The organism is Amycolatopsis sp. 3B14 (assembly GCF_050958625.1).
GTDB lineage: Bacteria > Actinomycetota > Actinomycetes > Mycobacteriales > Pseudonocardiaceae > Amycolatopsis_E > Amycolatopsis_E thermoflava.
The window spans coordinates 64,149-73,192 of record NZ_JBHZEN010000006.1 but is presented as its reverse complement, the minus strand read 5'-3'; the positions used below and the strand labels follow the sequence as shown (position 1 = coordinate 73,192).

Sequence of the window (9,044 nt, the reverse complement as noted above, 5' to 3'; positions counted from 1 at the left end):
GCTGCCGCGTAACAGTCCTCTGTGTACTCCTCGGAAAACCCGCGGCGGGTCAGCGGGACTGGAGCGCGTCCAGCGCCACGGCCTGCGCGAGCACCAGCCGGCGGTCCAGCGCCGGGTCGGTGACGCGCACCAGGTAGTGGTCCCGGAACCGGGTCTTCTTCTCGAAGCTGCCCACCAGCTGGCCGTCGCGGGCGAAATCGAAGTGGTACTTCCACGGGAACGGGACGTCGCCAACCCACGGGAGGAAATCCCAGACGCGGCGGAACAGCGCCAGGGCCATGCTGCGCTCGCTGATCTCCACCGGCGGCAGGCCCGGCTGCTCGAGTCGCCACGTCGACCGCAGCAGCGACTTGCCGAACTGCTTGCCGAACACGCCGATCGGCTGCCCCTCGCCGGTCGTCACGTCGTAGGCGCTCGCCAGGTCGATCACCTTGCGGGCGCGGAACGCGGCGAGCACGTGCTGCTTGCTCTCGTCCGCGTAGAGGGTGACCTGCTCGCGGAAGGTCATCCGCTTCTGCTCGACGAACGCGACCAGCGCGCCGGGCCCGCCGTTGCCGTCGTCGGTGAAGACCTCGTAGCGGTTCACCATCATGGTGACCCGCTGGTGGACGTGGAACTGGTCGTGCTGCTGCAGGTTCACGGATCTCCCCAGGGGCGGCTGTCTTCGCGGCGTGCCTCGGCCGGGGCCACTCTAGGCGGTCCGCGGGTGAAAATCACCGGGCTTACCAGCGGGCGCGCGGGCGGGTTGGCTCGGGGCACGCCAACCGGAGGTGAGTCGCGCCGCATGTCGAAGAATCTGGTCGTCCTGGGAGCCGGGGGTCTGGCACGTCAGATCGTGGGGGTGGTCGAGGACCTCGAGGACATCAACCTCCTCGGCCTTACCGGCGAACCCGACGACCAGAGCCTGCGGAACGGAACCCCGCTCCTCGGCGGTGACGAGGTGCTCAAGAGCTTGGACGCGGCGTACGTGATCGGCGTGGCCAACCTCCTCGTGCGGCGCAAACTCGAGGAGTACGCGTCCGCCGTCGGCAGGGAACCGGCGACCGTCGTGCACCCCACGGCGCGGATCGAGAAGCGGGTGTCGATCGGACCGGGTGGTGTCGTCATGCCGGCCGCGCAGGTCCAGGAGGCCGTGGAACTCGGCTGCCACGTGCTGGTCGACGCGAACGTGCTGGTCTGCCACGAGGCCGTCGTCGGCCCGCACGTCACCATCAGCCCGCGCGCGGTCGTCGGCGCCCGGAGCAGGATCGGCGCAGGCACCACCATCGGCATGGGCGCGATCGTCCTGCCGGACGTGGCGGTCGGCGAGGAAGCGGTGATCGGCGCCGGTGCTGTGGTCACGAAGGACGTGCCGGGGCAGACCACCGTGGCCGGCGTTCCGGCACGCGTCCTGCGCTAGTCCCCGAACTCCGCCTGTACCTGGGGCAGCACCTCGGTGCCCAGCAGTTCGATCGCCGTCATCACGTGCTTCTGCGGCACCCCCGACCAGTCCATCTGCATGGCGTACCGGTCGGCTCCCACGAGCTTCCCGACCGTGATCAGCCGGTCCGCGACCTCGTTCGGGCTGCCGGTGAACAGCGACGACGCCCCGGCGGTGTACGCGTCGTACTCGGCGCGGGTCGGGACCGCCCAGCCGCGCGCCCGCGCGCCGTACTTCATGGTTTCCAGCCAGTACGGGTAGAACGTGTCCTTGGCGTCCTGCGACCTGCGCGCCACCAGCCCGATCGCGCTCATCGTCACGTGCTGCGTCGCCGGGTCGTTGCCGGACACCTCGCTCGCCCGGCGGTACAGCTCCACCAGCGGCGCGAACCGCTCCGGGCGGCCGCCGATGATCGCGTACACGACGGGTAGCCCGAGCGCGCCGGCGCGGATCGAGGAGTCCTGGTTGCCTCCCGTGCCGACCGAGATGCGCAGGTGCTCGCCGTACGGCCGCGGCAGCACCCGCGCACCCCGCAGCGGCGCCCGGAACTTGCCCGACCACGTCACCGGCTCCTCGCGGTCCAGCGCCAGCAACAGGTCGAGCTTCTCCTCGAACAGCGCGTCGTAGTCCTCCAGGTCCGCGCCGTACAGCGGGAACGACTCGATGAACGACCCGCGCCCCACCAGCAGCTCGGCCCGGCCGCCGCTGAGCTGGTCGAGCGTCGTGAACTGCTGGTAGAGCCGCACCGGGTCCTCGGTGCTCAGCACGGACACCGCGGTCGACAAGGTGATCTTCGAGGTCACGCTGGCCGCGGCCGCCAGCACCGTGGCCGGGTTGGAGATCGCGTACGAGTCGAGGTGGTGCTCGCCGAGGCCGTAGAACCCCAAGCCGAGCTCGTCGGCCAGCTTCATCCGCTCCAGCGTGTTGGCCAGCGCCGCCGAGACGGACAGCTGTTCGCCGGTGACCGGATCGGCCGGGCGGTCACCGAAGCTGTAGATGCCGAGTTCCATGCCTCCCAAGCTAACCAGCGGAGGATGACACGTCAACCAAATCGGACGACGAGGCTCGACAGCCGCCAGGTCCCCGGATCCGGCATGCGCTCGACCTTGACCGGTTCGAACTCCCGGGCCAGCAGCGCGGTCAGCGCGACCTCCGTCTGCACCCGGGCCAGCGCGGCGCCGAGGCAGAAGTGCGGGCCGTGCCCGAAGCCGAGGTGCCCACCGCCGGGCCGGGTCACGTCGAAGCGGTCCGGATCCCCGAAGGCGCGTGGATCCCGGTTGGCCGCCGCGACCGCCGCGACGATCGCCTCGCCCTCGCGGATCAGCACGCCCTCCAGTTCCACGTCCTCGCGCGCGTAGCGCGGAATCGTCATCAACGTCGGCCCGCACCAGCGGATCAGCTCGTCCACCGCGCGCGGCATGAGTCCCGGTTCGGCGCGCAGCGCGGCGAGCTGGTCCGGGTGCTCCAGCAGGGCGGCCACCGCGTTCGCGATGAGGTTCGCCGGGGTCTGCCCCGCCAGCACCAGGTGCCACACGAGCGTGACCATCTCGGTGTCACTGAGCCGGTCCTCGGCCCGGATCAGGTCGGCGAGCACGTCGTCGCCCGGCTCCTCCCGGCGGCGGGCGATGGCGGCCTGCGCGCCGGCCATGACGCCGGGGATCGCCGCCGCGAACGCCGGGCCATAGCCGGCGGCCACCGCCATGCCGTACTCGCGCCAACGCGGGCGGTCCTCGCCGGGAATGCCGACCAGTTCGCAGATCACGTCCATCGGCAGCGGACGGGCGAAGTCCCGCAGCAGGTCGGCCTCCGCGGGCAGGTCGTCGAGCAGCCGTCCGACGAGCGGTTCGACGCGTGGCCGGAAGTCCAGCGCGCGGCGCGCGGAGAACGCGGGGGAGACCAGGCGCCGCAGCCGGGCGTGCTCCGCACCCTCCATTTCGGACATCGTGCGCATGTACGCGCGGCAGTGTTCGGGCACGTCCGGGCGCTGGTAGCTGTTCGCGGTCAGTTCGAAGCGCGGGTCGGACAGGACCGCTCGCGCGGTCTCGTGTCGGGTCGCGGCCCACACCGGGCCGAAGCCGGGCGCGCCGACGCGGGCGAGCGGCGACTGCTCCCGCGCCCGGCCGTAGGCGGTAAACGGATCGGTCAGCACTTCGGGGTCGGTCAGGGAGATCTCGGGGATCACTCGCACTCCAGATGTTCAGTACAGATGTTCATATCATTTGAATGGGCACGATATCTTGGTCTTCGTCCGGATGGCAACGAGGAGGCTTCGTGGCGCGGCTGACCAGGGCGGAGACGCAGGAGCGCAACCGCGCGAAAGTGCTGGTCGCGGCCCGCGAGGAGTTCGCAGAGCGGGGGTTCCGGGACGCCAAGGTGGACGTCATCGCCGAGCGGGCGGAGCTCACGCGCGGCGCGGTCTACTCGAACTTCCCCGGCAAGCGGGCCCTGTACTTCGCGGTCCTGGCCGACCTCGCGGCCCGCGCGGAGCCGTCCCCGCACAGCAGGCCGGGCACCGACGCCCGGTCCGCGGTCGGCTCGTTCGCCCGCGACTGGATCGTGCGGGACGCCGGCCTGGCCCGCGACCTGCCGTCCGAGGTGATGGCCGACGAGCGGGTGCGGCTGCCGTACGCGCAGCTCATGGAACTCGGCGCGCTGCTGCTCGCGCTGGCGGTGGAACGGCTCGACCCGCCGGAGTCCCCACCGGGCGCGCCGCCCGCGCGGTACGTGCGCCGGGCGCGAGCGGTGCTGACGTCGCTGCACGGCGCGCGGCAGCTCACCGTCGCGGCGCCCGGGTTCGTCGAGCCGTTCGACGTGATCAGCACGTGCGAACAGCTCGCCGAACTGCCGTTCAACGACTGGTGGGCGCCGCCGCAGGTGTCCCCGCAGTCGCGGCCGGCCAACGAACCGTGGGCGCCCGGCGAGGCCGTCGACCTGGTGCGCGGCGAGCCGGTCCGGCTCCCGTCCGACGGCGTCGTCGCGGTACTCGGCCTGCACCGGCTCGCCGTCGTCGAGGAAGCGGTCCGGGCGGGGGCGGACGTCACGCTCGTGGCGGTCACCGGGGAACCGGCCGAGCTGGGGCCGCTCGCACGCCTGGTGATCACCGAGGTCGCCGCGTGCCTCCGGCAGGCGTTCCCCAAGGCCGCGTGGCCCGGCCTGCGGGTCGTGTGCGACGAACGAGGTGAGCTGGCCGCGGCGGCCGGCGTTGCGGCGGTCAGCGACGCGACCGAGGTGGCGGTGCGCGTGGCCGGCGGCCGGATCGTCGCGCGCGCCGACGGGTTCGGCGCCTGCCACGCGGTGTCAGCAGGGAGACTTGCGCCCGCCGCCGCGGCCAACCACGATCGGTCCTCGTGACTACGGCGGAAACCTCGCTCCGGTACGGCCAGGCCGCCGGGCGCTGGGTCCTGTTCGCCACCGTCCTCGGGTCCGGTATCACGTTCCTCGACGCCACGGTCGTGAACATCGCGCTGCCCAAGATCGGCAGCGACCTCGAGGCGAGCACGGCTGGTCTCCAGTGGACGATCAACGGCTACACGCTCAGCCTCGCCGCCCTGATCCTGCCCGGCGGCTCCCTCGGCGACCGATTCGGGCGGCGGCGGATCTTCGTGCTCGGCGTCTCGTGGTTCGCGATCGCGTCGCTGCTCTGCGGGCTCGCGCCGGACACCTGGACGCTGGTCGCCGCCCGGGTGCTGCAGGGGGTCGGCGGCGCCCTGCTCACGCCAGGGTCGCTGGCGATCCTGGAGGCGTCGTTCCACCCCGACGACCGCGCGAAGGCGATCGGCGCGTGGTCCGGGCTCGGCGGGATCGCGGGTGCGCTCGGACCGTTCCTCGGCGGCTGGCTGGTCGAGGTGGCGAGCTGGCGCCTGGTGTTCCTGATCAACGTGCCGCTCGCGGCGGTCGTCGCGCTGGTCGCGCTCCGGCACGTCCCGGAGACCCGCAACCCGGAGGCCGCACGGCAGCTGGACTTCACCGGCGCGGCGATGGGCGCTCTCGGGCTGGCCGGGCTGAGCTACGGCTTCACGGCGTGGCCGTCGCTCGGCGCCGGCTCGCCGACCGTGCTGGCGGCGCTGGGCGTGGGAGTCGCCGGGATCGCGGCGTTCGTGCTGACCGAGCGGCGGTCGCGGCACCCGATGCTGCCGCTCGGCGTGTTCGCGTCGCGGGCGTTCACCGCGGCGAACCTGGTGACCTTCGCGGTGTACGCCGCGCTGGGCGGCGTGTTCTTCCTGGTCGTGCTGAACCTGCAGGTCGTCGGCGGGTACTCGCCGGTCGCGGCGGGGTCGGCGATGCTGCCGGTGACCGCGCTGATGCTCGTGCTGTCGGCGCGCGCCGGGGCGCTGGGGCAGCGGACGGGGCCGCGCCTGCCGATGACCGTCGGGCCGATCGTGTGCGCGGTGGCGCTCGTGCTGCTGTCCCGGATCTCGGCGAGCCCGTCGTACCTGACGGAGGTGCTGCCCGCGGTCGTGGTGCTCGGGCTCGGCCTGTCGCTGACGGTCGCGCCGCTGACCGCGACCGCGCTCGGCGCGCTCGACGACCGGTACGCGGGGGTCGCCAGCGGCGCGAACAACGCGATCGCCCGCACCGCCGGGCTGCTCGCGGTCGCGGTGCTGCCGCTGGTCGCGGGTATCGGCGCGGGCAGCCTGACCGATCCCGCGGCGCTCGCGCCCGCCTACCGGACGGCGATGCTGGTGTGCGCCGGGATGCTCGTCGCGGGCGCGTTGATCGCGTTCGCGCTCGTGCCCGGCCGCCCGAAGCCGACGCCGGCCAGCCCGGTGAAGGTCCACTGCGCGGTGGCGGGCACCCCGCTGCACCCCGTGGAATGCCGCGAGCCCTCGGATCGTTGACGAATGTGCGAGGAAGGAGCGGGTATGAAGAGCAGGAATTCGCTCAGGTCGCTCAAGCGCCAGCCGGGCTCGATCGTGGTCCGGCGCCGTGGGCGCTCGTTCGTGATCAACAAGAACAACCCCCGGGTGAACGCCCGTCAGGGCTGAATTGTCCGGAAACAGGGTCCGTCCAGGGTCGACGGACCCTGTTCTTTTGTGCGATGTGCCGCCTATCGTGGCGATCGATGAACACGCGTGGAACTGCTGTCGTGGTCGGCGCTACCGGCGGGATCGGTGCGGAAGTCGCTGCTGCGCTGGGCGACCGGTACACGATCTGGCTCGCCGGACGGGACGAGACCGGGTTGAAGGAATTGGCCGGGACGTTGCCGGACGCGCATTGCTGGACGGTAGATCTGGCGGCCGATCCGGACATTTACGATAATTTCCCGGAATTGTCGTCGGTCGACGTGCTCGTGCATTGTGCGGGTGTTTTCCAACTGGGTTCGGTCGCGGAAACCGATCCCGCCGTGTGGCATGAGCTGTTCGCCGTGAACCTGTTCGGCGTCATCGGGATGACCCGGCTGCTGCTGCCCGCGCTGCGAGCCGCGCGGGGCCGGGTGATCCTGGTGAACTCGACGGCCGTCCTCGGCTCGCCCGCCAACCGGTCCGCCTACGCCGCCAGCAAGACGGCGCTGCGCGTGTTCGCCGAGGCGCTGCGCCGCGAGGAGCTCCGGAACGGGGTGCGCGTCACGAGCATCTACCCGGGACGGGTCGCGACGCCGATGCAGCAGACCGTCCGCCGGATGGAGGGCGGGCCGTACGAGCCCGAGCGGTACCTCGATCCGTCGTCGGTCGCGGACGCGGTGCGATCCGTGCTGGACGCGCCGCGGAACACGCATCCGACCGAGCTCGTGATCGAGCCCGAATGGCGTCCGTGACCTTGCGGTCGCGGCCCGCATCCGGTGGTATGGCGGCATGAACCAGACGGACGCTGTCGTCGTGATCGCGACCATCGAGGCCGCGGAAGGCAAGGAGGCCCAGGTCGAGGAGGCGCTGCGGACCGCGGTGCGGGCGGTGCACCCCGAGCCGGGTTGTGAACGCTACGCACTGCACCGCGACGCGAAGTCGCCGACGACGTTCGTGATGGTGGAGAAGTGGGCCTCCGGCCCCGCGCTCGGCGCCCACGGCAAGGGCGCGGCGCTCGCCGAACTGAACGCAGCGCTCGACGGGCTGCTCGCGAAGCCGTTGGACGTGCAGCTGCTGACCCCGCTGCCGGACGGGGACGGCAAGCTGGGCGCGCTGTGAACCTGCCGCTCGCCGGGATCACTGTCGTCAGCCTGGAGCAGGCCGTCGCGGCGCCGTTCGCGACGCGCCAGCTCGCCGATCTCGGCGCCCGGGTGATCAAGGTGGAACGCCCCGGTGGCGGTGACTTCGCGCGGCGCTACGACACGACCGTGCACGGCCAGTCCAGCTACTTCGTCTGGCTCAACCGCTCCAAGGAGTCGCTGACCCTCAACCTCAAGGACCCCCGCGGCCGGGAGGTGCTGGCGAAGCTGCTCGCCGGCGCGGACGTGTTCGTGCAGAACCTCGCGCCCGGTGCGGCGGCCCGCCTGGAGCTGGATCCGGCGACGCTCGCGCAGCGGTACCCGTCGCTGATCCCGTGCACGATCAGCGGGTACGGCACCGACGGGCCGTGGGCGGAGCGGAAGGCCTACGACCTGCTCGTCCAGTGCCAGACCGGCCTGGTGTCGCTGACCGGGACACCGGAGGGCGCGGCGCGGGTGGGGGTGTCGGTCGCGGACATCGCGGGCGGCATGTACGCCTACTCGGGCATCCTGACGGCCCTGTTCACGCGGGCCACGACCGGCCGGGCGGAGCCGGTGGAGGTGTCGTTGTTCGACGCGCTGTCCGAGTGGATGGGACAACCGGCCTACTACACGCGCTACGGCGGCACGCAGCCGCCGCGGGTGGGCACCCAGCACGCGACGATCGCGCCCTACGGCGCCTACACCGCGGCCGACGGGAAGGACGTGCTGTTCTCGATCCAGAACGAGCCGGAGTGGGTCGCGTTGTGCTCGCGGTTCCTGCAGCGGCCCGAGCTGGTCGACGACCCGCGGTTCGCGACCGGCTCCGCGCGGGTGGCCCACCGGAACGAGCTGAACGAGATCGTGGCGGCGCGGTTCCGCGAGCTGGACAGCGACAAGATCATGGCCCTGCTGGACGACATCGGCGTGGCGAACGCCGGGGTGAACTCGGTGCACGAGTTCCTGGCGCACCCGGTGCTCGCTGAGCGCGACCGGTGGCGCACGGTGTCGATCCCCGGCGGGACGATGGAGGCGCTCCGCCCGCCGGTGATCATGGGCGGGTTCGAGCCGCGGATGGGGCCGGTGCCGGAGGTGGGCGCGCACACCGACGCGATCCTCCAGGAGCTCGGCCACGAGGCGGCGGCGGTGGAGCGGCTGCGTGCGGAGGGTGTGGTCTGACCCGCGGGGTCGGTTTTTTGAGCCGCGGGGGCTGTTCTGTCCGCTGGGTGGCCCTGCCGCTGGGCGGCGATGCTGCTGAGCGGCTGAATGCGGAAGGTCGTGGTGCCCGGTGGGTTGCTTGTTACTCGGCAACGCTGCCGCCCTCGGGCGGCTCTGCGGGAGTGGTGAGAGCCGCTGGTGGGTCGTTTGCCGGGGTGCCGGCGTTGGTCTGATCGCCGGGCGGGCGTAGGGGCCTGACCTTGCGCCGGCCTTTGCCGCCGCTTGTCGTGGCGTGGCGGGGCGGGGTGCTGGGCCGGCGGAAGCAGCGCTCGCAGCGCGTCGGGA

The 9,044-nt window shown here is 72.1% G+C and carries 10 protein-coding genes; 7 read left to right on the top strand and 3 right to left on the bottom strand.

Going from position 1 to position 9,044, the window contains the following annotated elements; genetic code table 11:
• Positions 1-49: 49 nt before the first annotated feature.
• The gene (locus ACCP09_RS04115) at positions 50-640 is read right to left on the bottom strand and encodes a hypothetical protein (RefSeq protein ID WP_027932927.1); all 591 of its coding nucleotides are present in this window, start codon (positions 638-640) and stop codon (positions 50-52) included.
• Between the two features lie 144 nt (positions 641-784).
• Here ACCP09_RS04115 and ACCP09_RS04110 point away from each other — a divergent pair, with 144 nt between their 5' ends.
• Positions 785-1,399: a NeuD/PglB/VioB family sugar acetyltransferase gene (locus tag ACCP09_RS04110; protein ID WP_433743241.1), complete on the top strand. Its 615-nt coding sequence runs from the start codon at positions 785-787 to the stop codon at positions 1,397-1,399.
• Here ACCP09_RS04110 and ACCP09_RS04105 read toward each other — a convergent pair.
• Entirely contained in the window at positions 1,396-2,430 is a 1,035-nt protein-coding gene (locus tag ACCP09_RS04105) for an LLM class flavin-dependent oxidoreductase (protein WP_433743239.1), read from the bottom strand. The genes ACCP09_RS04110 and ACCP09_RS04105 overlap by 4 nt on opposite strands.
• Before the next feature lie 32 nt (positions 2,431-2,462).
• Positions 2,463-3,602 carry a cytochrome P450 gene (locus ACCP09_RS04100; RefSeq protein ID WP_433743237.1) on the bottom strand — a complete coding sequence of 380 codons (1,140 nt, stop codon included), beginning with the start codon at positions 3,600-3,602 and terminating at the stop codon, positions 2,463-2,465.
• Positions 3,603-3,691: 89 nt separating this feature from the next.
• Here ACCP09_RS04100 and ACCP09_RS04095 point away from each other — a divergent pair, with 89 nt between their 5' ends.
• From ACCP09_RS04095 to ACCP09_RS04070, 6 genes are all read left to right on the top strand, one after another.
• On the top strand, positions 3,692-4,771 hold the full coding sequence (locus ACCP09_RS04095; RefSeq protein WP_433743235.1) for a TetR/AcrR family transcriptional regulator: 1,080 nt from the start codon (positions 3,692-3,694) through the stop codon (positions 4,769-4,771).
• Complete coding sequence (locus ACCP09_RS04090; protein WP_433743233.1) at positions 4,768-6,258, top strand: MFS transporter; 1,491 nt, start codon at positions 4,768-4,770, stop codon at positions 6,256-6,258. The genes ACCP09_RS04095 and ACCP09_RS04090 overlap by 4 nt, the downstream gene beginning before the upstream one ends.
• 24 nt (positions 6,259-6,282) lie before the next feature.
• Positions 6,283-6,405 (top strand): ribosomal protein bL36, encoded by a 123-nt coding sequence (locus tag ACCP09_RS04085; RefSeq protein ID WP_020416524.1) that lies wholly within the window; start codon positions 6,283-6,285, stop codon positions 6,403-6,405.
• Positions 6,406-6,482: 77 nt separating this feature from the next.
• Entirely contained in the window at positions 6,483-7,175 is a 693-nt protein-coding gene (locus tag ACCP09_RS04080; protein WP_027932922.1) for an SDR family oxidoreductase, read from the top strand.
• A 37-nt stretch (positions 7,176-7,212) separates the two neighbouring features.
• Positions 7,213-7,542, top strand: a complete 330-nt coding sequence (locus ACCP09_RS04075; protein WP_027932921.1) for a putative quinol monooxygenase — start codon at positions 7,213-7,215, stop codon at positions 7,540-7,542.
• Positions 7,539-8,720: a CaiB/BaiF CoA transferase family protein gene (locus ACCP09_RS04070; RefSeq protein WP_433743230.1), complete on the top strand. Its 1,182-nt coding sequence runs from the start codon at positions 7,539-7,541 to the stop codon at positions 8,718-8,720. The genes ACCP09_RS04075 and ACCP09_RS04070 overlap by 4 nt, the downstream gene beginning before the upstream one ends.
• Positions 8,721-9,044: the final 324 nt, after the last annotated feature.

Bases quoted from the DNA above. Each gene is read 5' to 3' on its own strand.
- ACCP09_RS04110 (WP_433743241.1), top strand. From the start codon at position 785: ATGTCGAAGAATCTGGTCGTCCTGGGAGCCGGGGGTCTGGCACGTCAG.
- ACCP09_RS04105 (WP_433743239.1), bottom strand. From the start codon at position 2,430: ATGGAACTCGGCATCTACAGCTTCGGTGACCGCCCGGCCGATCCGGTC.
- ACCP09_RS04085 (WP_020416524.1), top strand. From the start codon at position 6,283: ATGAAGAGCAGGAATTCGCTCAGGTCGCTCAAGCGCCAGCCGGGCTCG.
- ACCP09_RS04080 (WP_027932922.1), top strand. From the start codon at position 6,483: ATGAACACGCGTGGAACTGCTGTCGTGGTCGGCGCTACCGGCGGGATC.
- ACCP09_RS04075 (WP_027932921.1), top strand. From the start codon at position 7,213: ATGAACCAGACGGACGCTGTCGTCGTGATCGCGACCATCGAGGCCGCG.